Source organism: Pseudomonas sp. Sample_10 (genome assembly GCF_004321495.1).
Taxonomy (GTDB): Bacteria; Pseudomonadota; Gammaproteobacteria; order Pseudomonadales; family Pseudomonadaceae; genus Aquipseudomonas.
Map to the genome: position 1 here is coordinate 20,211 of NZ_RCOE01000065.1, position 20,682 is coordinate 40,892.

Consider the following 20,682-nt stretch of genomic DNA (forward strand, 5'->3'; position numbering starts at 1 on the left):
GCCCATGGCCAAGCATGATGATTTACCCACTGACCTGATCCGGGCCGGGGATGTCAGTGGTTTCGATACCTGGGCGCTGCCCAGCTTCGACCCGCCAGCCCCCGAGCCTGAACCGGAGCCGGAACCCGAGCCGCCGGAAATGGAAGAAGTGCCGCTGGAGGAAGTCCAGCCACTGACTCTCGAGGAGCTCGAAAGCATTCGCCAGGAAGCCTACAACGAAGGCTTCGCGGTGGGTGAAAAAGAAGGTTTCCATAGCACCACCCTCAAGGTCCGCCAGGAAGCCGAACAGGCATTGGCGCCAAAGATCGCCGGGCTGGAGCAACTGATGGCGCATCTGTTCGAGCCGATCGCCGAACAGGACACCCTGATTGAAAAGTCCTTGGTCGATCTGGTGCAGCACATCACCAAACAAGTGATTCAGCGCGAACTGGCCATTGACTCGACGCAGATCGAACACGTCATGCGCGAGGCGCTCAAGTTGTTGCCGCTGGGCGTGGGCAACGTGCGGCTGTACATCAATCCGCAGGATTTCGAACAGGTCAAAGCCCTGCGCGAACGCCATGAAGAAACCTGGCGCATTGTCGAAGACGAATCGCTGTTGCCGGGCGGCTGTCGGGTCGAGACCGAGCACAGTCGTATTGACGCCACGGTGGAAACCCGCGTCAAACAGGTCATGGACAAATTGTTCGATCAGCTCCACGAGCAGGCACTGCACCCAGCTGCGCCGGACGTGAGCCTTGAGCTGCCGGTCGAAAACAAGCCCGCAGTCGCAGCCGATGCGGATCTCCCCGATGCGCCTTGAACGGACCAGTTTCGCCAAGCGCCTGAGCAGCTATGCAGAGGCCACGGAACTGGCTGGCGCACCGATTCTTGAAGGCCGCTTGCTGCGTATGGTCGGCCTCACGCTCGAGGCCGAAGGCTTGCGCGCTGCGATGGGCAGTCGTTGCATGGTCATCAATGACGACAGCTATCATCCGGTGCAGGTCGAAGCCGAAGTCATGGGCTTCTCCGGCAGCAAGGTCTTCCTGATGCCGGTCGGCAGCGTCGCCGGTATTGCACCCGGTGCCCGCGTCGTTCCTTTGTCCGACACGGGTCGCTTGCCGATGGGCATGAGCATGCTTGGCCGTGTACTCGATGGCGCCGGTCGTGCACTGGATGGCAAGGGCGGGATGAAGGCCGAAGACTGGGTGCCGATGGACGGCCCGACCATCAACCCGCTCAAACGCGAACCGATCAGCGAGCCGCTGGACGTAGGCATTCGTTGCATCAACGGCATGCTGACGGTCGGTCGCGGCCAGCGCCTCGGTCTGTTCGCCGGTACTGGCGTCGGTAAATCCGTGCTGTTGGGCATGATGACCCGCTTCACCGAGGCCGACATCATCGTCGTCGGGCTGATCGGCGAGCGGGGTCGTGAAGTTAAAGAGTTCATCGAGCACATCCTCGGTGAAGAAGGGCTCAAGCGTTCGGTGGTGGTGGCGTCCCCGGCGGACGATGCACCGCTGATGCGTCTGCGCGCCGCCATGTACTGCACGCGCATTGCCGAATATTTTCGTGACAAGGGCAAGAACGTCCTGTTGCTGATGGATTCGCTGACCCGTTTCGCCCAGGCCCAGCGGGAAATCGCCCTGGCCATCGGCGAGCCACCTGCGACCAAGGGTTATCCGCCTTCAGTGTTCGCCAAGTTGCCGAAACTGGTGGAACGAGCGGGTAATGCCGAGAAGGGCGGCGGTTCGATCACAGCGTTCTACACCGTGCTGTCCGAAGGCGATGACCAGCAGGACCCGATTGCCGACTCGGCGCGGGGCGTGCTCGACGGGCACATCGTGCTGTCCCGGCGCTTGGCCGAGGAGGGGCATTACCCGGCTATCGATATCGAGGCGTCCATCAGCCGGGTGATGCCAGCGGTGGTGTCACCGGAACACATGACCCGTGCGCAGTATTTCAAGCAATTGTGGTCGCGTTATCAGCAAAGTCGCGACTTGATCAGCGTCGGCGCATACGTCGCCGGTGGTGACCGCGAGACCGACCTGGCGATCTCCCTGCAACCACAACTGGTCAAGTACTTGCGCCAGGGTCTCAACGACAGCATCAGCCTGGGCGAAAGCGAAGCGTATCTCGCCTCGATCTTCGCGCCCGCGGCGGGCGGCTAACCGGCCATGGCCCAGACTCGGGCAGGGCGCCTGGCCCCCGTGGTGGAAATGGCCGAGAAGGCCGAAAAAACCGCGGTCCAGCGCTTGGGGCACTTTCAAGGGCAAGTGCGGCTGGCCGAAAGTAAACTCGCCGACCTTGAAGCCTTTCGTCTCGACTATCAGGAACAGTGGATCGTGCGCGGCAGCAGTGGCGTATCGGGTCAATGGCTGCTCGGGTATCAGGGGTTTCTGGCGCAATTGGGCACGGCCATCGATCAGCAGCGGCAAAGCCTGGCCTGGCACCAGAACAACCTGAACAAGGCACGGGACACCTGGCAACAGGCGTTTGCCCGTGTCGAAGGTTTGCGCAAACTGGTGCAGCGGTATGCCGATGAAGCGCGGGCCATCGAGGACAAGCGCGAACAGAAACTGCTGGATGAATTATCGCAGCGCTTGCCACGGCAGGATCAGTATTGAATCAGGCTGACCGCGTTATCGTTCATCGCGGGCAAGCCATGCTCCTACGGGATTGTTGCGATCTTGTGAGCTTCATGAAACCTGTAGGAGCATGGCTTGCCCGCGATAGCGATCCGACGGCCGTCACAACGCCTTGCCTTGCCCCAACCTCTACCAAATGCTAAACCTTGTACAAGCAGGTTCACCAATGACAAGGAAGCCATGACATGTCAGTTGTTACAGAAGTATCCCCCGACGGCCAGAAGCTGACGATATCGGTCAAGGGACGATTCGATTTCGCCAAGCATCAAGAGTTTCGTGAGTCCTACGAACACAAAGATCTTGGAGCGGTTGTAGTCGACCTGAAAGAAGCGACCTATCTCGACAGCTCTGCGCTGGGCATGTTGCTGCTGTTGCGTGATCACGCTGGCGGTGAAAACTCCGATATCCGCGTGGTCAACAGCAGTTCGGATGTGAGGAAAATCCTCGCCATCTCCAACTTCGACAAACTGTTCGACATCAGTTGACCGCCGTGCACGCTGCACTCGAATCATTGACGATCCTCATCGCCGAAGACAGCGCGGCCGATCGCATGCTGCTATCGAGTATTGTCCGCCGTCAGGGCCACGAAGTACTGACGGCAGCCAACGGTGCCGAAGCGGTCGAGGCGTTTCGCCAGAATCGTCCGCAACTGGTGTTGATGGACGCAATGATGCCGGTGATGGACGGCTTCGAGGCAGCACAGCAGATCAAGGCACTGGCCGGGGAAACCCTGGTGCCGATCATCTTCCTGACCTCGCTTTCCGAAAGTGAAGCGCTCGCCCGCTGCCTGGAGGCCGGGGGCGACGATTTTTTGGCAAAACCCTACAACCAGGTGATCCTCGCCGCCAAAATCAAGGCGATGGATCGCTTGCGGCGGCTGCAAGCGACCGTGTTGCAACAGCGTGACCAGATTGCCCGGCACCACGATTATCTGCTCAACGAGCAGCGGGTGGCCAAGGCCGTGTTCGACAAGGTGGCCCATTCCGGTTGCTTGAACGCTGCCAATATCCGCTACCTGCAATCGCCTTACGCACTGTTCAATGGTGACTTGTTGTTGGCTGCGTACACACCGGCGGGCGACATGCATGTGCTGCTCGGTGACTTCACCGGCCATGGTTTGCCCGCCGCGGTAGGGGCCATGCCGCTGGCGGAAGTTTTCTACGGGATGACGGCCAAGGGTTACGGCTTGTCGGAAACCCTGCGCGAGATGAACGCCAAGCTCAAACGCATCTTGCCGGTGGACATGTTCTGTTGCGCAACGATGCTGTGTCTGAGTTTTCAGAGCCGTTCGGTGGAAGTATGGAACGGCGGCATGCCCGACGGTTATCTGCACAGCATCGCCACGGGTGAACGCACGCCGTTGTCGGCTCGGCACTTGCCGTTGGGCGTGCTGAGCGCGCAGACATTCGATGACAGCACGCAAGTGTTTCCGATGGCGGAGGGTGACCGGGTTTTCCTCTTGTCCGACGGGGTAATCGATACCTGCGATGCCAACGATCAGTTGTTCGGGGTGGAGCGCCTGCAACGGGTTTTTTCGGACAATCGTGAACCGGATGCGCTGTTCGAGGAAATCGGCCAGGCGCTGCGCGACTTTGGCGGTGAGACCCGCGACGATGTCAGTATGGTTGAAATCAGCTTGCTTGAGACTTCGCCGCTGATTGCTCCGACCCCGGTGTATTCCGACAGCGGTCAGTCGTGCCCGCTGGACTGGTCAGTGGGTTTCGAATTTCGCGCCGCGACCCTCAAGCGCTTCAATCCACTGCCGTTCCTCCTGCAATTACTGCTTGAGGTCCATGGTCTACGGACGCAGAGCGGGGCGCTCTACAGTGTGTTGGCCGAGTTGTATTCCAATGCGCTCGAGCATGGTGTCCTGGGTCTGGACTCAAGCCTCAAGCGCGATGTTTCGGGGTTCACCCGTTATTATCAACAGCGCAACACACGCCTGGACGAGCTGCAGGACGGCTACGTACGGGTGCATCTGCAGGTCACACCGCAGGGTGAAGGTGGTTGTCTGGTGATCCGCGTCGAGGACAGCGGCAAAGGGTTTGACGTCGCGCGGGTGCTGGATCGCCCGGTTGATCCTGTCCGTCTGTCGGGACGTGGTGTGAGTCTGATCCGTCAGTTGGGGCGTAACGCCAGTTGGTCCGACGATGGTCGAAGTGCCCGCGTGGAGTTTTTCTGGGAGGCTCTGGCATAATCCACGCATTCTTGATCAAGGAGTGAGCAAGTGGCTGACACACATCTTGACCCGGACGCGCTGAGCGCGTTGCGGGAAGTCATGGAGGATGGGTTTTCGACGTTGGTCGATACCTTCCTCGCTGACTGCGAAGTACGCCTGCAATTGTTGCGACAGGCAGATACGGCCACGCAAGTGATCGAGGCTGCCCACAGCTTCAAAGGCAGCAGCAGCAACATGGGCGCTGTGCGGCTCGCCGAGTTGTGTGGTCAGCTTGAGCGGATGGCCAGTGCGTTCCCGACTGCCGAAATTGGCCAATTGATCACCGACATCGATGGCGAGTTCGCCATCGTTCGTCCTCTCTATGAATTTGAACGACAGCGTTCCCCGGCGGCGAGCTGAGTCGTTTGGCGCCTTTCGTCGTCTGCTGGCGAAACTGGCGCGACCCTTGCAGTTAACTCTTCCAACTGTACCTACGATCCCAGTGCAGCGGAGACCGTTAAATGCCCGTTACCCCCAATAATCTTCTTCAGGCCGTCGCGCCGGCCAAGGCTCAAGCGGCGTCCGCCAATTCCACGGCATTGACCGCTGAGCCCGGGGACAAGGCTGCAAGCTTCGCTCAGGTGTATGCCAAGCAAGCCCAGAACAAACCTGCCGCAACAGCTGATAGCCCGGTCAAACCGGTGCGTGAAAAGGCTGTGGACAGCGCTGGCAAGAAAGACGTCGTGGACGACAAACCTGCCGCTGCGCAACCGGAGGTTGCCGATAGCGGCAAAACCTTGCCCGCCGATAATCCGGCGCAGACCGAAGGCCAGGCTGCCAGCGACGATGCTACCGATATCGCGCAAACGCCGGTCGCCGAAACCGCACCTGTTGATCCGACGCTTGATCCTGCCTTGCTGCTGGTGGTTCAACCCGCCGTGGTCGCGCCTGCACCGGTGACGACGCCGGTCGTGGATGCCGCTCAATTGCCGGTTGAGGCTGCGCTTGGCGCGCCAGTTGCTGCTCCTGTGACAGCCGCGTCGGCGGCTGTTGTCACGGATGCCGAATTCGATCCCGAGGCTGATCCTCTTGATGCATTGCCGGCCTTGCGCATGGCGATGGAGCAAAGCGGCCACGTTTCCGCGTCAAGTCAGGCACAGCCGAAAGCGGCTTCGACTACCGCCCAGGCCCAGGCCGATGGCGAACAGACCGCTGCGCAAAATTTTGCTGCCGGGATGGCCGGTATGCTCGAGGTGCAGGCCGACAAGGACAGCACCAGCCAAGGTGGCGATAAGGCCTTCAGTGGCTTGATCGATGACGGTCTCAAGGACTTGAAATCGGCCAGCAGCGATACCCGGGTCGACGATTTCGCCAACCGTCTGGCGGCGCTGACCCAGGCTGCCACGCCGAAAACCGCCAACGCCTTGCCGGTCAATCAACCGATTGCCATGAATCAGAATGGCTGGACAGAAGAGGTGGTGAACCGGGTCATGTACCTGTCCAGCGCCAATCTCAAGGCAGCGGACATTCAGTTGCAACCGGCAGAGTTGGGGCGTCTCGACATTCGGGTCAACATGGTTCCGGATCAGCAGACCCAGGTTACCTTCTTGAGCGCGCACCCGAGTGTTCGCGAAGCGCTCGACGGGCAGATGCATCGCCTGCGTGACATGTTTGCCCAGCAGGGCATGGGCCAGGTTGACGTCAACGTCTCCGACCAGAACCGAGGCTTCCAGGATCAGGGGCAGAATCAGCAGGCGCAGAGTGGCAGGACCAATACCACTGGTGGTCGTCTTGATTCGATGGATGACGACGTGGCGCCAGCCGTTGCTGAAGTCGCTGCTCCGGTGACCAGTGTTATCGGCTCCAGCGCAGTCGACTATTACGCCTGATCCCGGCAGACCTATGACCCTGTGGGAGCGGGTTTGCCCGCGAAGGCGTCGGCACCGTCAGCATCAATGTTGAATGTTCCGGCCTCTTCGCGGGCAAGCCCGCTCCCACAGGGGGCGCAGTGTTCTTCAAAACGCGCACATCCCCACCCATCCCTCTCCCGACACTTCTGGCATAACACTTGCTCTTGCCTTGCCGTGCGACTGTGAAAACCCGAATAGTGACGGATTATTGGCATGGCGAAGAGCGACGCAGCAGTAAAAGACCCCGCAACCAAAGGCAAACTCAAGCTGATTATTGTGATCGTGCTGGCCCTGCTGCTGGCGGTCGGTTTGTCCGTGGGGGCGACCTGGTACTTCATGCACAGCGCCCAGAGCAAGCCTGCCGCCGTGGTCGAAACCGCGCCGCTGGGCAAGCAGCCGGCGATATTCGAGCCGATGGCGCCAGCGTTTGTCGCCAATTACAACCAGAACGGCCGTCAGCGCTACATGCAGGTGAGCATCACCATGCTTGGCCGCAACCAGGCCGATCTGGAAGCGCTCAAAGTGCACATGCCGGTGATCCGCAACAACCTGGTCATGCTGTTTTCCGGGCAGGATTTCGCCACGCTCGCGTCGCCGGTCGGTCAGGAAATGCTGCGCCAGAAAGCCACGGCCAGCGTCCAGGAAGTGGCGCAGAAAGAGCTCGGCAAAGTGGTTGTCGAACAGTTGCTTTTCACTAATTTCGTACTGCAGTAGGAACACGACATGGCCGTGCAGGACCTGCTGTCCCAGGATGAGATCGACGCGCTGTTGCATGGCGTGGACGATGGTCTGGTACAGACCGATAACGCCGCCGAACCCGGCACCGTCAAAAGCTACGACCTGACCAGCCAGGATCGCATCGTCCGTGGACGCATGCCGACCCTGGAAATGATCAACGAACGATTCGCCCGCTACACGCGCATCAGCATGTTCAACATGCTGCGCCGTTCGGCAGACGTGGCGGTCGGTGGCGTGCAGGTGATGAAGTTCGGCGAATACGTGCACTCGCTGTACGTGCCGACCAGTCTCAACCTGGTCAAGATCAAGCCGTTGCGCGGCACCGCGCTGTTCATCCTCGACGCCAAACTGGTGTTCAAGCTGGTGGACAACTTCTTTGGCGGCGACGGTCGTCACGCCAAGATCGAAGGGCGTGAATTCACCCCGACCGAACTGCGCGTGGTGCGCATGGTGCTGGAGCAGGCCTTCATCGATTTGAAGGAAGCCTGGCAGGCGATCATGGAAGTCAACTTCGAGTACATCAACTCGGAAGTGAACCCGGCCATGGCCAACATCGTCGGCCCGAGCGAAGCGATTGTCGTGTCGACCTTCCACATCGAACTCGATGGCGGTGGCGGCGACCTGCACGTGACCATGCCGTATTCGATGATCGAGCCGGTGCGCGAAATGCTCGACGCCGGCTTCCAGTCGGACCTCGACGATCAGGACGAGCGCTGGATCAACGCCTTGCGCCAGGACGTGCTGGACGTCGACGTACCGATCGGTGCCACCGTGGCCCGCCGTCAGCTGCGCCTTCGCGACATCCTGCACATGCAGCCCGGGGACATTATTCCGGTCGAGATGCCGGAAGACATGATCATGCGCGCCAACGGCGTGCCGGCCTTCAAGGTCAAGATGGGCTCGCACAAAGGCAACCTTGCGTTGCAAGTGATCGAGCCGATCGAGCGTCGTTGATCGACGCTGACACATTCGCTTTTAACTGACGGCTTCCCCTCAAAGGTGGCCCGCCGAGGACAAATGATGGCTGATGATATGAATACCCAGGACGACCAGGCACTGGCTGATGAATGGGCTGCGGCCCTGGAAGAAACCGGTGATGCCGGGCAGGCGGATATCGACGCGCTGCTGGCGGCCGATGCATCCGGATCCTCCAACAATCGCCTGCCCATGGAAGAGTTCGGCAGTGTGCCGAGAAACAACGATCCGGTGAGCCTGGAAGGGCCGAACCTGGACGTGATCCTTGATATCCCGGTGTCGATTTCCATGGAAGTGGGCAGCACCGACATCAACATTCGCAACCTGCTGCAACTCAACCAGGGTTCGGTGATCGAGCTCGATCGCCTGGCCGGTGAGCCGCTGGACGTACTGGTCAACGGCACGCTGATCGCTCATGGCGAAGTGGTCGTGGTCAACGAGAAGTTCGGCATCCGCCTGACCGACGTGATCAGCCCAAGCGAACGCATCAAGAAGCTGCGCTGAGTGAAAAGGCTTCTCGGGGTTCTTCTGGCGTTGCCGTTGAGCGTGCTGGCGGCAGAGCCTGTTGCGACCGCCACCGCTGCAGCGGCGCCTGTAGCGAGCAGCGGTGTGGCCGGGCAATTGACGCAACTGGTGTTCGGCCTGCTGCTGGTGCTGGGGTTGATCTTCTTCCTCGCCTGGCTGTTGCGTCGGGTTCAGCAAGCGGGGCCTGCCGGCAAGGGCCAGGTGATCGAGCTGATCGGTTCCCGCGCCCTAGGCCCACGTGACCGGCTGATGCTGGTGCAGGTCGGCAACGAGCAGATTCTGCTCGGCCTGAGCCCCGGCAGCATTACCGCATTGCACGTGCTCAAGGAACCGGTGCAGGTGCCGAGCACGACTGAGAAAACGACGCCGGAATTTGCCCAGCGCCTGCTGGATATCCTGGGCAAAGATCAGAAGGATAAGAAGTAATGGGTGCGCTGCGCATCGTCTTGACGCTGGCCCTGATGCTGGCCGCACCTTTGGCGTTCGCCGCCGATCCGCTGTCGATCCCGGCGATCACCTTGGGCACCAACGCCGAAGGCGCTCAGGAGTACTCGGTCAGCCTGCAAATCCTGCTGATCATGACTGCGCTGAGTTTCATCCCGGCGTTCGTCATGCTGATGACCAGTTTCACCCGGATCATCATCGTCTTCTCGATCCTGCGCCAGGCCCTTGGCTTGCAGCAGACACCGTCGAACCAGATTCTCACTGGCATGGCGCTGTTCCTGACGCTGTTCATCATGGCACCGGTGTTCGACCGGGTGAACCAGGACGCCTTGCAGCCGTATCTCGCGGAAAAGATGAGCGCTCAGGATGCGGTGGCCAAGGCCCAGGTGCCGATCAAGGACTTCATGTTGGCCCAGACCCGAACCAGTGACCTGGAGCTGTTCATGCGTTTGTCCAAGCGCACGGACATTGCCTCGCCGGATCAGGCGCCGCTGACCATTCTGGTACCGGCCTTCGTGACGTCGGAGCTTAAAACCGCGTTCCAGATCGGCTTCATGATTTTCATCCCGTTCCTGATCATCGACCTCGTCGTGGCCAGTGTGTTGATGGCCATGGGTATGATGATGCTGTCGCCGCTGATCATTTCCTTGCCGTTCAAGATCATGCTGTTCGTTCTGGTCGATGGCTGGGCGCTGATCATCGGCACCTTGGCCAGCAGCTTCGGCGGTGTTTCGCCATGACGCCCGAAGTTGCGGTCGACATCTTCCGTGAGGCGTTGTGGCTGACCACGTTGATGGTCGCGGTGCTGGTGATCCCGAGCCTGCTGGTGGGCCTTGTCGTGGCAATGTTCCAGGCGGCTACCCAGATCAACGAACAGACCTTGAGCTTCCTGCCGCGCCTGCTGGTGATGCTGGTGACGCTGATCGTCGCCGGCCCATGGCTGGTGCAGACGTTCATGGAGTACATCCTGCAGTTGTACGGCAGCATTCCGCAGGTCATCGGCTAAGCCATGTCGTCGCTACTGCAACTGACGGACACCCAGATCAGCACCTGGGTGGCGACGTTCATGTTGCCGTTGTTTCGTGTCGGCGCCTTGCTGATGGTCATGCCGGTATTCGGTACGTCTCTGGTTCCCAAACGTATCCGCCTGTATTTCGCCCTCGCCATCACCGTGGTCATTGCCCCCAACCTGCCGCCGATGCCGCCGGTCAATGCGCTGGACTTGAGCGGGTTGCTGCTGATTGCCGAACAGATCCTCATAGGCGCGGTACTGGGATTTTCGCTGCAGTTGTTTTTCCAGGCGTTTGTGATTGCCGGGCAAATCGTCTCCATTCAAATGGGCATGGGTTTCGCTTCGATGGTCGACCCCACCAACGGTGTCTCGGTCGCCGTCATCGGGCAGTTCTTCACCATGCTGGTGACCCTTATTTTCCTGTCGATGAATGGCCATCTGGTGGTGTTCGAAGTCCTCACCGAGAGCTTCACCACGTTGCCGGTGGGCAGCGGCCTGACGGTCAATCATTACTGGGAGCTGGCTGGCAAGCTCGGCTGGGTGCTGGGTGCGGCGCTGTTGCTGGTGCTGCCGGCGATCACTGCGCTGCTGGTGGTCAACATTGCCTTCGGCGTGATGACCCGAGCGGCACCGCAACTGAACATTTTCTCCATCGGCTTCCCGCTGACCCTGGTGCTCGGGCTGTTTATCGTCTGGGTCGGGTTGGCGGACATCATCAATCAGTATCAACCGCTGGCCACCGAGGCCCTGCAGTTTTTACGCGAACTGGCACAGGCGCGCTGAGTCATGGCTGAGAGCGAAAGCGGTCAGGACAAAACAGAAGACCCCACGGAGAAAAAGAAAAAGGACGCCCGGGAGAAGGGTGAGATTGCCCGTTCCAAGGAACTTAACACCCTGGCGATCATGCTTGCCGGTGCGGGCGCTTTGCTGATATTCGGTGGTGCGTTGGCCGAGGAAATGATGGATCTGATGCGCCTGAACTTTTCCCTGTCGCGGGAGGTGGTGCTGGATCAGCGTTCGATGGGCACCTACCTGCTGCACTCGGGGCAGATCGCGCTGCTGGCGATTCAGCCGGTGATGGTCACCTTGCTGCTGGCTGCTTTGATCGGCCCGATTTCCCTGGGCGGCTGGCTGTTTTCAGCGGGTACCATGGCGCCCAAGTTCAGCCGCATGAACCCTGGCGCGGGCCTCAAGCGCATGTTCTCGGCCAAGGCCATTGCCGAATTGCTCAAAGCCCTGGCGAAGTTTTTCATCGTGCTGTTCGTGGCGCTGGTGGTGTTGTCGGCGGACATCGACGACTTACTGCGCATCGCTCATGAACCGTTGGACCGGGCGATCATCCACAGCTTGCAAGTGGTCGGCTGGAGTACGTTGTGGATGGCGTGCGGCTTGATCATCATCGCCGCCGTGGACGTACCGATCCAGCTCTGGGAAAGCATCAAGAAGCTGAAAATGACCAAGCAGGAAGTGCGCGACGAGCACAAGGACCAGGAAGGTCGGCCCGAGGTGAAACAGCGCATTCGCCAGCTCCAGCGCGAAATGTCTCAGCGGCGAATGATGGCGGCGATCCCTGACGCCGATGTGGTCATCACCAACCCGACCCACTACGCCGTCGCCCTCAAGTACGACCCGGACAAGAGCGGCGCGCCGATGCTGATCGCCAAGGGCAGCGACTTCCTGGCCCTGAAAATTAGAGAGATCGCGGCGGCCAACGAGATTCTGTTGCTGGAATCGCCGGCGCTGGCGCGATCGATTTATTACTCCACCGAACTGGAGCAGGAAATTCCTGGCGGCCTCTACCTCGCCGTCGCCCAGGTTCTGGCCTACGTCTATCAGATCCGCCAGTACCGCGCAGGCAAGGGCAAGCGCCCGGATCCGCTCAAGGATGATTTGCCGATTCCACCGGATTTGCGCCGCGATTCCTGATAGAGCGACAAACCCTGTAGGAGCGAGCCTGCTCGCGATGGTACGTCAGGCACCACGATGTCGACTGACAGACCATCGCGAGCAAGGTCACCCGCAGAGATTGACCTTGCTCAAGTCTTTAGCTACCCCTGCGGATCGATGTTATCCAGCGCGCCATTCACCGCCAGTTCTCCGAGCATGATGATTTGCTGGATGGCCAGCATCGTATTGCGTTGCGTCCCCGACAGCCCCGCCGCAAAGTCACTGGCCAGCACGCTGGCCGAGGCCAGAGACTCACTGGCGTGCGCCAGCAGACTCTCGGTGTCGATATCGGGGGCGATGACAAACATCGTGCTGGGTTTTCGCCCGGTTGCGTTGATGCGGAAGGAGAGGTTGATGTAGTCATCGAGAGCGCGGTCGGCAGCTTCGTGGAGTTTTTGTGGATCGATTGGGTCGTCGGATACCGGTGGGGTGGTGGTCGGTTTGCTCATGGTGAAGCTCCAGGTAAGACATAAGAGGGGAGCCATCACCCTCGCTACCAAACGAAAGGTGGCGGCCATACGCAGGTTGGTAGACCGGTTACCTGGAGCAAGAGCCCGGCGCGCCCGAGGACGCCCTACGCATGACCGCCATATAACAGACGATGAAGAGTATCTGCATTACGTTGCGTTATGCGACAGGTAACCGGGCTACCAAACCCGATCGCTGTTTTCAGCGACCCGGAAACGATAGAGCCCGGCCCTCAGGCGCACAAGCCGGCGGATTCTGGCGTAGTCGTAGGCTACGGCGCAAGAATGTGTAGGCTGGATCTGTGACTAGCGGTGTCGATTAAACATGATTGAGTGAAAAGGGGACAAATTGAAAAGAATTGAAAAGAATTGAAAAGGGGACTTGAAAAGGGGACTGATCTATTTTGTCAAAAAATAAATCAGTCCCCTTTTTTCTTTCTTTTTTCTTTCGGATTCTTAGATTTGGATTGTTGTCCTACATGAGATCGCGCATTGTTTGTAGATATCTGATTTGGGAAGTGAGATCTACGATTTTTAGCTTATTTATAAGGTCGTCAGGGTTTCTGATCTCGGTGATCCTTCGGTCAAGAACTTTAACATCCTCCATCCGAATGTTTTCGGGAAGTGAAGCCTGTTTCAATAGGTCTTCCAATTTCTCAGGGCTGTAGCCTCCTAGGGGAACGCCAGGGACGTTTGCGATTTTTTCGTACAAAGGTAAGAGTCTTTCGCTTTCGATCTTTCTGTTTGATTCGATGATTCCGCTATTTACTATTTTGTTTGAAGGCATGGAAGTCCGGCTTTCTGTAAGAATTCGTGCGTAATCGTCTATGAAAAAAGCATTTCTAAGCCTATGGTTAGCCATTTCATTGGTTTGCCGAACTGTATGTCTTTCGTTTTGAAGAATCACACGTTTCCAAAAAACGTCTGTCTTCAATGATTGTTTAGTAGGTGCTAGTGTTCCTACGCGCTTGAGACTGTTTTTTATAAAGTATCCTAGGTTGACGATAGCGGGGAAGTGCCCATTTGGATCGTACAGATTTATCGGGTCCCCTAAGCAATATGCATATGGATTCATCCCGCCTTTTCCGAACGGGCTCAAACTGTCCGGACTATTAAACCGCATCAAAACCGGATTAAACGCCCGATACCCGTTCCCTAGCAAATAACACCCCGTCACCGGGTCTGGCCGTTCGCCGTTAAAACCAAGCAGGCTGAGCAACCCGCTTTCAACGGTGCGGTGACCATAGGGCGAATAGGTGATGGGCTGCGGTGGATGATTGGCCTTGAGCGTCTGCAACACCGAACGCTGCTGATCAGTGGCCAACAGCGTGGTAACAGGCGCATCACCTTCACTTCGCTGTTGCGCCAGCAACTGGTCACCCTGCTGGACAATCGAAAACCGCATCGCGCCCTGTATCTCGGTGGCCAGCCTGCTCTTGCAGTAAAAGCGCTCTCGCTCGGGGATGTCTGGCAGGGCGTGACTGATCAGGCGATCAAGGGGATCGTAGTGGTATCGGCAAAGTACGGTTTCACGGGGCGATGTCATGAGCGGGTGCTCCGAAGGTCCGAAGATCAGGCGCTCAGTATTGGCGGCTTTGCCAGGAGTTGGGTACTAGCAGAACTGATAGGTGGGCAGTTCCGGCCTCTTCGCGGGCAAGCCTCGCTCTCACAAAATATCGATTCACCCGTAGGAGCAAGGCTTGCCCGCGAAAGGGCCCGTTCATGCGATACAAATTCCCCCCGATAAAGCCCTGTATTTCAACCCCCGCTAAAGTTGGAAGGCTTCTTGCAATAGCCGCCCCGAGCCTGCTTCAGGCGTCAAAAGTTTGCTTCAAAGGAACGGGGAATACCGGTGGATCGCTCTCAGTTAATCAACAGTGCCCGCACGAACATGGCAGACCTCAGTCGAGGCAATCTGGGCGTGCCGCTGTTGCTGCTGGTCATGTTGGCAATGATGATGTTGCCGATTCCGCCGTTTCTGCTGGACGTGTTCTTCACCTTCAACATTGCCTTGTCCATCGTCGTGCTGCTGGTTTGCGTCTACGCCCTGCGGCCGCTGGATTTTGCCGTGTTCCCGACCATTCTGCTGGTGGCGACGCTGTTGCGGCTGGCGTTGAACGTGGCGTCGACGCGGGTGGTGATGCTCCATGGTCAGGACGGCCACGCTGCCGCCGGTAAGGTGATCCAGGCCTTCGGTGAGGTGGTGATCGGCGGTAACTACGTGGTCGGTATCGTGGTTTTCGCGATCTTGATGATCATCAACTTCGTCGTGGTAACCAAGGGTGCCGGGCGGATTTCCGAGGTGAGTGCGCGGTTCACCCTCGATGCGATGCCCGGTAAACAGATGGCCATCGACGCCGACCTCAACGCCGGTCTGATCGACCAGAACCAGGCCAAGGCCCGCCGTTCGGAAGTGGCACAGGAAGCCGAGTTCTATGGCTCCATGGACGGTGCCAGCAAATTCGTGCGTGGTGACGCCATTGCCGGTTTGCTGATTCTGTTCATCAACCTGATCGGTGGCATGGCGGTCGGTATCTTCCAGCACAACATGACCTTCGCCGATGCCGGCAAGGTTTACGCACTGCTGACCATCGGTGACGGTTTGGTGGCGCAATTGCCATCACTGTTGTTGTCCACCGCTGCCGCGATCATGGTGACCCGTGCTTCCGGTTCGGAAGACATGGGCAAGCAGATCAATCGTCAGATGTTCGCTTCGCCCAAGGCGCTGGCCGTGTCGGCAGGCTTGATGGCGGTGATGGGGCTGGTGCCCGGCATGCCGCACTTTTCCTTCCTGACCATGGCTGCCCTGGCGGCGGGTGGTGCCTACCTGTTCTGGCGCAAGCAGAACCAGGTCAAGGTCCAGGCGTTGCAAGAGGTCAAGCGTCAACAAGAGTTGCTGCCATCGCCAGCGCGCGCGCAGGAAACCAAGGAGCTCGGCTGGGATGACGTGACGCCGATCGACATGATCGGCCTGGAAGTCGGCTACCGCCTGATTCCATTGGTGGATCGCAATCAGGGTGGTCAATTGTTGGCGCGGATCAAGGGTGTCCGCAAGAAGCTGTCACAGGACCTGGGCTTCCTGATGCCGACCGTGCACATCCGCGACAACCTCGACCTGGCACCGAGCGCCTACCGCCTGACCTTGATGGGGGTGATCCTGGCCGAGGCCGAGATTTACCCGGATCGCGAACTGGCGATCAACCCGGGGCAGGTATACGGCACGCTCAACGGCATTACCGCCAAAGATCCGGCTTTCGGTCTGGAAGCGGTCTGGATCGAAATCAGTCAGCGTGCCCAGGCACAATCCCTTGGCTATACAGTGGTCGATGCCAGTACAGTAGTGGCCACTCACTTGAACCAGATTCTGTACAAGCATTCCAGCGAGCTGATCGGGCACGAGGAAGTGCAGCAACTGATGCAGTTGCTGGCGAAAAACTCGCCGAAACTGGCCGAAGAATTGGTGCCGGGTGTGTTGTCGCTGTCGCAACTGCTCAAGGTTCTGCAAGCGCTGCTGGCAGAGCAGGTGCCGGTGCGTGACATTCGAAGCATTGCCGAAGCCATCGCCAACAATGCTTCCAAGAGTCAAGATACCGCCGCCCTGGTGGCTGCGGTGCGTGTCGGCGTTAGCCGCGCAATCGTGCAAAGCATTGTAGGCACTGACTCCGAGCTGCCAGTGATCACGCTGGAGCCAAGGTTGGAACAAATATTGCTCAATAGTCTGCAGAAGGCAGGACAAGGCTCGGAAGAGGGCGTTCTGCTGGAGCCAAGCATGGCTGAAAAGCTGCAACGCTCGCTGATCGATGCGGCGCAGCGCCAGGAGATGCAAGGTCAACCGGTGATTCTGCTGGTGGCCGGTCCGGTTCGCGCGATGCTCTCGCGATTTGGCCGGCTGGCAGTCCCGGGTTTGCACGTGTTGGCTTATCAGGAAATCCCTGACAACAAGCAAGTGACCATCGTTGCGACAGTAGGGCCCAACGGCTGAGGTAGTGGTTTATGCAAGTTAAGCGTTTTTTCGCCGCCGATATGCGTCAGGCCATGAAACTGGTTCGTGATGAGCTGGGCGCTGAAGCGGCCATCATCGGCAACCGCCGCATCGCCGGTGGTGTCGAGCTCACGGCTGCCCTGGATTACAAACTGTCGGCGCTGGCGCCACGCGTGCCAAACATGGAACTCGAAGACGAGCTGCGCAAGACGCAGTCGCGCATCGTCACCGCCCAGGCCGAGCTGAGCCTGCGCAGCGACGGCGAAAGCGACAATGCCACCAATCGCCAGTTGTTCGCCGGGTTGCCCCTCACCGCCGCCGAGCCACTGATCGAGCCGACCTACGCCGAGCCTCGTCGCCCTGCGCCAGCGCCTGCTGCGGCGCCCGCGGTGGATTCCCGGGTATTTGACTCGATGCGTTTTGAGCTCAACAGCCTGCGCGAACTGATGGAAGTACAGCTGGGCTCCCTGGCATGGAATCAGCTGCAAGGCAGCAGCCCGGGCCAGGCCAACCTCTGGCGCCGTCTGCAACGTATCGGTTTGTCCGGGCCGTTGTCCCGCGACTTGCTGGCACTGATCACCGATATTCAAGAACCCCGCCAAGCCTGGCGCATGTTGCTGGCGCATCTGGCGCGGATGATTGCCACGCCGGAAATCGAGCCGCTGGAAGAGGGCGGTGTGATTGCCATGGTCGGCCCTGCCGGCATGGGCAAGACCACCACCCTGGCCAAGCTGGCTGCCCGTTATGTGCTCAAGTACGGCGCGCAGAACATCGCGCTGGTGAGCATGGACAGCTACCGTATCGGTGCCCAGGAACAGCTCAAGACCCTCGGCCGGATTCTCAATGTGTCGGTGACCCACGTCGATCCGGGGCAATCGCTGGTGCAGGCGCTGGAACCTTTGCTGCGCAAGCGCGTGGTGCTGATCGATACCGCCGGCCTTCAAGCCAGCGATCCGGCATTGCGCATGCAGCTGGAAAGCCTGGCCGGTCGTGGCATCAAATCGAAAAATTATCTGGTTCTGGCAACCACCAGCCAGAAACAGGTTCTAACCGCCGCTTATCACAGTTACAAGCGTTGCGGGCTCGCTGGCTGCATCCTGACTAAACTGGATGAAACGGCCAGTCTGGGCGAGGTGTTGAGCCTGGCCATCAGCCATGAGTTGCCGGTAGCCTACCTGACTGATGGCCCGCGGATTCCGGATGATTTGCATCTGCCGCGCCGTCATCAACTGGTCAGCCGTGCCGTGAGCGTGCAAATGCAGGAAGAACCCAGCGAAGAAGCCATGGCTGACATGTTCGCTGATATCTACCACAGCCCCACCAAGCAGGTAGGCTGAGGTAACAATGAATAGTTTTTGTACCTACATCGATGGTCTGCCATGCATTGTTCCGATTGTGAACGCGCAGCCAGTAATGTGGCCTCCGTCTATGCAAGACAAGGTAAAGAAATAACATGGGCAGCATGCATCCCGTACAGGTGATCGCGGTGACCGGCGGCAAAGGTGGCGTCGGGAAAACTAACGTGTCAGTGAACTTGTCCCTGGCTTTGGCTGAACTTGGCCGGCGCGTCATGTTGCTGGACGCCGACCTGGGGCTGGCGAACGTCGACGTTCTGCTGGGGCTGACACCCAAACGGACCCTGGCCGACGTGATCGAAGGTCGCTGCGAGCTGCGCGACGTCCTGTTGCAGGGCCCCGGCGGCATCCGCATCGTTCCCGCCGCGTCCGGCACCCAGAGCATGGTTCACTTGAGCCCGGCGCAGCACGCCGGCCTGATCCAGGCCTTCAGCGATATCGGCGACAACCTCGACGTACTGGTGATCGACACCGCTGCGGGGATTGGTGACTCGGTAGTCAGTTTTGTCCGTGCCGCCCAGGAAGTGTTGCTGGTGGTCTGCGACGAGCCGACCTCCATTACCGACGCCTACGCCCTGATCAAACTGCTCAACCGTGACTACGGCATGAACCGTTTCCGCGTGCTGGCCAACATGGCCCAGAGCCCGCAGGAAGGGCGCAATCTGTTCGCCAAGTTGACCAAGGTCACGGATCGTTTCCTCGACGTCGCCCTGCAATACGTCGGCGCCGTGCCTTATGACGAAAGCGTGCGCAAGGCCGTGCAAAAACAGCGTGCCGTCTACGAAGCATTCCCGCGCTCCAAGTGCTCGCTGGCGTTCAAGGCAATCGCGCAGAAGGTCGACACCTGGCCGTTGCCCGCCAACCCGCGTGGGCATCTGGAGTTCTTCGTCGAACGCCTCGTGCAACAAACGGCAGGACCCGTGCTATGACAGCCAGCGGCTACAACCTCTACAAGAAATCGGCACGCGATGCGCAGTACGAGCTGATCGAGCGTTACGCGCCGCTGGTCAAACGCATTGCCTATCACTTGCTGGCGCGTCTGCCGGCCAGTGTCCAGGTCGAAGACTTGATCCAGGCCGGGATGATCGGCCTGCTGGAAGTCTCGACCAAATACGACGCCAGCAAAGGCGCGAGTTTCGAGACGTACGCGGGCATTCGAATCCGCGGCGCGATGCTCGATGAAGTGCGCAAGGGGGACTGGGCGCCACGTTCGGTTCACCGCAATACCCGCATGGTCAGCGACGCGATTCGCTCGATTGAAGCTAAAACCGGCCGTGACGCTAAAGATCACGAAGTTGCGGCCGAACTCCAATTGAGTCTCGACGATTATTACGGGATTTTGAACGACACCCTGGGCAGCCGGTTATTCAGTTTCGACGATCTGTTGCAGGACGGCGAACACGAAGGGCTGCACGAGGATGGCGCGAGTGCTCATCTCGAGCCGTCACGCGATCTGGAGGATGAACGCTTCCAGGCAGCGCTGGCGGACGCGATTGCCAATTTGCCGGAGCGCGAGCGACTGGTGTTGGCGCTGTACTACGACGAAGAGTTGAATCTCAAGGAAATCGGTGAGGTCCTGGGGGTCAGCGAATCTCGGGTCAGCCAGTTACATAGCCAGTGCGCGGCCCGTTTGCGGGGGCGTTTGGGAGAGTGGCGAGCGCGCTGAAGGCAGTGTGGGGGCACTGCGACGTGGCTGGTGGGGTGATGAACCGCGCCGGTCTCGCTTCGTTGTACTCCAGACAGTCATCGAGTGCTTTGCCAGATTGATTGAAATGGCGCGTCCAGGTGCTGGGCGCGTTTTAGTCTGCTTGGAGGTCGAATTGGACAAGAACATGAAAATCCTCATCGTTGATGACTTCTCAACGATGCGGCGGATCATAAAAAACCTGTTGCGTGACCTTGGGTTCACCAACACGGTCGAGGCCGACGATGGCACTACCGCCATTCCGGTCCTCAACAGCGGGAGCATCGACTTTCTGGTGACCGACTGGAACATGCCTGGCATGACCGGTATCGATCTGCTGCGCCACGTGCGTGCCGATGAAAAGCTCAAGCACCTGCCGGTGTTGATGGTGACCGCTGAAGCCAAGCGCGAGCAGATCATCGAAGCGGCCCAGGCCGGTGTAAACGGCTATGTGGTCAAACCCTTCACGGCCCAGGCGTTGAAAGAAAAAATCGAGAAGATTTTCGAACGCATCGGTTGAACTGCGCCACGGGGGAGCTATGGGGCATAACGAATCTTCGCAGGGCGATTTTGAATCGACCCTGAAAAAACACGCCGTCGAACTGGTCGCGAGCCTTGAAAAGGGCAGGTTTGGCGATGCTGTGCAATTGATCCATGAGCTCAACCAGACCCGTGACCGCGGCCTGTATCAGGAAGTGGGCAAGCTCACGCGCGAGCTGCATAGCGCGATCGTCAATTTTCAGATTGACCCGCACATGCCGCAAGCCGAAGAGGTGTCACAGATCACCGACGCCACCGAGCGTCTGGGTTATGTGGTCAAGCTGACCGAGGCCGCAGCCAACCGCACCATGGACCTGG

23 protein-coding genes are annotated in these 20,682 nt (G+C 59.2%); 21 read left to right on the top strand and 2 right to left on the bottom strand.

Annotated elements, in window-relative coordinates; genetic code table 11:
* Window positions 1-4: 4 nt before the first annotated feature.
* The 15 genes from fliH to flhB all read left to right on the top strand — a co-directional run bounded on the left by fliH (window position 5) and on the right by flhB (window position 12,315).
* Window positions 5-802, top strand: coding sequence for a flagellar assembly protein FliH (gene fliH, locus D8U18_RS06770; protein WP_131107320.1), 798 nt, complete (start codon window positions 5-7; stop codon window positions 800-802).
* Window positions 792-2,150, top strand: a complete 1,359-nt coding sequence (gene fliI, locus D8U18_RS06775; protein ID WP_056853020.1) for a flagellar protein export ATPase FliI — start codon at window positions 792-794, stop codon at window positions 2,148-2,150. The genes fliH and fliI overlap by 11 nt, the downstream gene beginning before the upstream one ends.
* A gap of 6 nt (window positions 2,151-2,156) precedes the next feature.
* The gene (gene fliJ, locus D8U18_RS06780) at window positions 2,157-2,606 is read left to right on the top strand and encodes a flagellar export protein FliJ (protein WP_056853019.1); all 450 of its coding nucleotides are present in this window, start codon (window positions 2,157-2,159) and stop codon (window positions 2,604-2,606) included.
* A 206-nt stretch (window positions 2,607-2,812) separates the two neighbouring features.
* Entirely contained in the window at window positions 2,813-3,112 is a 300-nt protein-coding gene (locus D8U18_RS06785) for an STAS domain-containing protein (protein WP_056853018.1), read from the top strand.
* Between the two features lie 5 nt (window positions 3,113-3,117).
* Window positions 3,118-4,824, top strand: coding sequence for a fused response regulator/phosphatase (locus D8U18_RS06790; protein ID WP_131107321.1), 1,707 nt, complete (start codon window positions 3,118-3,120; stop codon window positions 4,822-4,824).
* Window positions 4,825-4,854: 30 nt separating this feature from the next.
* Window positions 4,855-5,205 carry an Hpt domain-containing protein gene (locus D8U18_RS06795; protein ID WP_056853017.1) on the top strand — a complete coding sequence of 117 codons (351 nt, stop codon included), beginning with the start codon at window positions 4,855-4,857 and terminating at the stop codon, window positions 5,203-5,205.
* A gap of 101 nt (window positions 5,206-5,306) precedes the next feature.
* On the top strand, window positions 5,307-6,674 hold the full coding sequence (locus D8U18_RS06800) for a flagellar hook-length control protein FliK (protein WP_131107322.1): 1,368 nt from the start codon (window positions 5,307-5,309) through the stop codon (window positions 6,672-6,674).
* Window positions 6,675-6,908: 234 nt separating this feature from the next.
* Window positions 6,909-7,409: a flagellar basal body-associated protein FliL gene (fliL, locus tag D8U18_RS06810; protein ID WP_056853015.1), complete on the top strand. Its 501-nt coding sequence runs from the start codon at window positions 6,909-6,911 to the stop codon at window positions 7,407-7,409.
* Between the two features lie 9 nt (window positions 7,410-7,418).
* The gene (fliM, locus tag D8U18_RS06815) at window positions 7,419-8,387 is read left to right on the top strand and encodes a flagellar motor switch protein FliM (protein WP_131107323.1); all 969 of its coding nucleotides are present in this window, start codon (window positions 7,419-7,421) and stop codon (window positions 8,385-8,387) included.
* A gap of 66 nt (window positions 8,388-8,453) precedes the next feature.
* Window positions 8,454-8,912, top strand: coding sequence for a flagellar motor switch protein FliN (gene fliN / locus D8U18_RS06820; protein ID WP_056853168.1), 459 nt, complete (start codon window positions 8,454-8,456; stop codon window positions 8,910-8,912).
* Window positions 8,913-9,359, top strand: a complete 447-nt coding sequence (fliO, locus tag D8U18_RS06825) for a flagellar biosynthetic protein FliO (RefSeq protein WP_056853013.1) — start codon at window positions 8,913-8,915, stop codon at window positions 9,357-9,359.
* Complete coding sequence (fliP, locus tag D8U18_RS06830; protein ID WP_056853012.1) at window positions 9,359-10,117, top strand: flagellar type III secretion system pore protein FliP; 759 nt, start codon at window positions 9,359-9,361, stop codon at window positions 10,115-10,117. Before fliO ends, fliP begins: the two co-directional genes overlap by 1 nt.
* Window positions 10,114-10,383, top strand: a complete 270-nt coding sequence (gene fliQ / locus D8U18_RS06835) for a flagellar biosynthesis protein FliQ (protein ID WP_020796969.1) — start codon at window positions 10,114-10,116, stop codon at window positions 10,381-10,383. Before fliP ends, fliQ begins: the two co-directional genes overlap by 4 nt.
* Before the next feature lie 3 nt (window positions 10,384-10,386).
* Entirely contained in the window at window positions 10,387-11,172 is a 786-nt protein-coding gene (gene fliR / locus D8U18_RS06840) for a flagellar biosynthetic protein FliR (RefSeq protein ID WP_056853011.1), read from the top strand.
* A gap of 3 nt (window positions 11,173-11,175) precedes the next feature.
* The gene (flhB, locus tag D8U18_RS06845) at window positions 11,176-12,315 is read left to right on the top strand and encodes a flagellar biosynthesis protein FlhB (RefSeq protein WP_131107324.1); all 1,140 of its coding nucleotides are present in this window, start codon (window positions 11,176-11,178) and stop codon (window positions 12,313-12,315) included.
* A gap of 122 nt (window positions 12,316-12,437) precedes the next feature.
* Here the strand turns inward: flhB and D8U18_RS06850 are convergent, their stop codons facing one another.
* Together D8U18_RS06850 and D8U18_RS28995 are read right to left on the bottom strand one after the other, a co-directional pair.
* The gene (locus D8U18_RS06850) at window positions 12,438-12,785 is read right to left on the bottom strand and encodes a DUF6124 family protein (protein ID WP_131107325.1); all 348 of its coding nucleotides are present in this window, start codon (window positions 12,783-12,785) and stop codon (window positions 12,438-12,440) included.
* Between the two features lie 493 nt (window positions 12,786-13,278).
* Window positions 13,279-14,349, bottom strand: a complete 1,071-nt coding sequence (locus tag D8U18_RS28995; protein ID WP_241664304.1) for an RHS repeat-associated core domain-containing protein — start codon at window positions 14,347-14,349, stop codon at window positions 13,279-13,281.
* A gap of 306 nt (window positions 14,350-14,655) precedes the next feature.
* Between D8U18_RS28995 and flhA the strand changes: the two genes are divergently transcribed.
* The 6 genes from flhA to D8U18_RS06885 form a co-directional block, all read left to right on the top strand.
* Window positions 14,656-16,785 carry a flagellar biosynthesis protein FlhA gene (flhA, locus tag D8U18_RS06860; protein ID WP_056853009.1) on the top strand — a complete coding sequence of 710 codons (2,130 nt, stop codon included), beginning with the start codon at window positions 14,656-14,658 and terminating at the stop codon, window positions 16,783-16,785.
* An 11-nt stretch (window positions 16,786-16,796) separates the two neighbouring features.
* Window positions 16,797-18,122 (top strand): flagellar biosynthesis protein FlhF, encoded by a 1,326-nt coding sequence (gene flhF / locus D8U18_RS06865; protein WP_130903480.1) that lies wholly within the window; start codon window positions 16,797-16,799, stop codon window positions 18,120-18,122.
* A gap of 116 nt (window positions 18,123-18,238) precedes the next feature.
* Window positions 18,239-19,069, top strand: coding sequence for a flagellar synthesis regulator FleN (fleN, locus tag D8U18_RS06870; RefSeq protein WP_008001746.1), 831 nt, complete (start codon window positions 18,239-18,241; stop codon window positions 19,067-19,069).
* Window positions 19,066-19,806 (top strand): RNA polymerase sigma factor FliA, encoded by a 741-nt coding sequence (gene fliA, locus D8U18_RS06875; RefSeq protein ID WP_007894214.1) that lies wholly within the window; start codon window positions 19,066-19,068, stop codon window positions 19,804-19,806. The genes fleN and fliA overlap by 4 nt, the downstream gene beginning before the upstream one ends.
* 166 nt (window positions 19,807-19,972) lie before the next feature.
* A complete protein-coding gene (locus D8U18_RS06880) occupies window positions 19,973-20,344 on the top strand; it encodes a chemotaxis response regulator CheY (protein ID WP_003183998.1) in 372 nt (123 codons plus the stop codon).
* Between the two features lie 19 nt (window positions 20,345-20,363).
* Window positions 20,364-20,682: protein phosphatase CheZ (locus D8U18_RS06885; RefSeq protein WP_177434999.1), on the top strand; the 319-nt coding region annotated here is incomplete at its 3' end.

Coding starts and splice junctions, on each gene's coding strand:
- D8U18_RS28995 (WP_241664304.1), bottom strand. CDS start 14,349: ATGACATCGCCCCGTGAAACCGTACTTTGCCGATACCACTACGATCCC.
- fliR (WP_056853011.1), top strand. CDS start 10,387: ATGTCGTCGCTACTGCAACTGACGGACACCCAGATCAGCACCTGGGTG.
- D8U18_RS06800 (WP_131107322.1), top strand. CDS start 5,307: ATGCCCGTTACCCCCAATAATCTTCTTCAGGCCGTCGCGCCGGCCAAG.
- fliL (WP_056853015.1), top strand. CDS start 6,909: ATGGCGAAGAGCGACGCAGCAGTAAAAGACCCCGCAACCAAAGGCAAA.
- flhB (WP_131107324.1), top strand. CDS start 11,176: ATGGCTGAGAGCGAAAGCGGTCAGGACAAAACAGAAGACCCCACGGAG.
- fleN (WP_008001746.1), top strand. CDS start 18,239: ATGGGCAGCATGCATCCCGTACAGGTGATCGCGGTGACCGGCGGCAAA.
- D8U18_RS06880 (WP_003183998.1), top strand. CDS start 19,973: ATGAAAATCCTCATCGTTGATGACTTCTCAACGATGCGGCGGATCATA.
- flhF (WP_130903480.1), top strand. CDS start 16,797: ATGCAAGTTAAGCGTTTTTTCGCCGCCGATATGCGTCAGGCCATGAAA.
- fliJ (WP_056853019.1), top strand. CDS start 2,157: ATGGCCCAGACTCGGGCAGGGCGCCTGGCCCCCGTGGTGGAAATGGCC.
- fliP (WP_056853012.1), top strand. CDS start 9,359: ATGGGTGCGCTGCGCATCGTCTTGACGCTGGCCCTGATGCTGGCCGCA.
- fliA (WP_007894214.1), top strand. CDS start 19,066: ATGACAGCCAGCGGCTACAACCTCTACAAGAAATCGGCACGCGATGCG.
- fliH (WP_131107320.1), top strand. CDS start 5: ATGGCCAAGCATGATGATTTACCCACTGACCTGATCCGGGCCGGGGAT.
- fliM (WP_131107323.1), top strand. CDS start 7,419: ATGGCCGTGCAGGACCTGCTGTCCCAGGATGAGATCGACGCGCTGTTG.
- D8U18_RS06850 (WP_131107325.1), bottom strand. CDS start 12,785: ATGAGCAAACCGACCACCACCCCACCGGTATCCGACGACCCAATCGAT.
- fliI (WP_056853020.1), top strand. CDS start 792: ATGCGCCTTGAACGGACCAGTTTCGCCAAGCGCCTGAGCAGCTATGCA.
- fliN (WP_056853168.1), top strand. CDS start 8,454: ATGGCTGATGATATGAATACCCAGGACGACCAGGCACTGGCTGATGAA.
- D8U18_RS06785 (WP_056853018.1), top strand. CDS start 2,813: ATGTCAGTTGTTACAGAAGTATCCCCCGACGGCCAGAAGCTGACGATA.
- fliQ (WP_020796969.1), top strand. CDS start 10,114: ATGACGCCCGAAGTTGCGGTCGACATCTTCCGTGAGGCGTTGTGGCTG.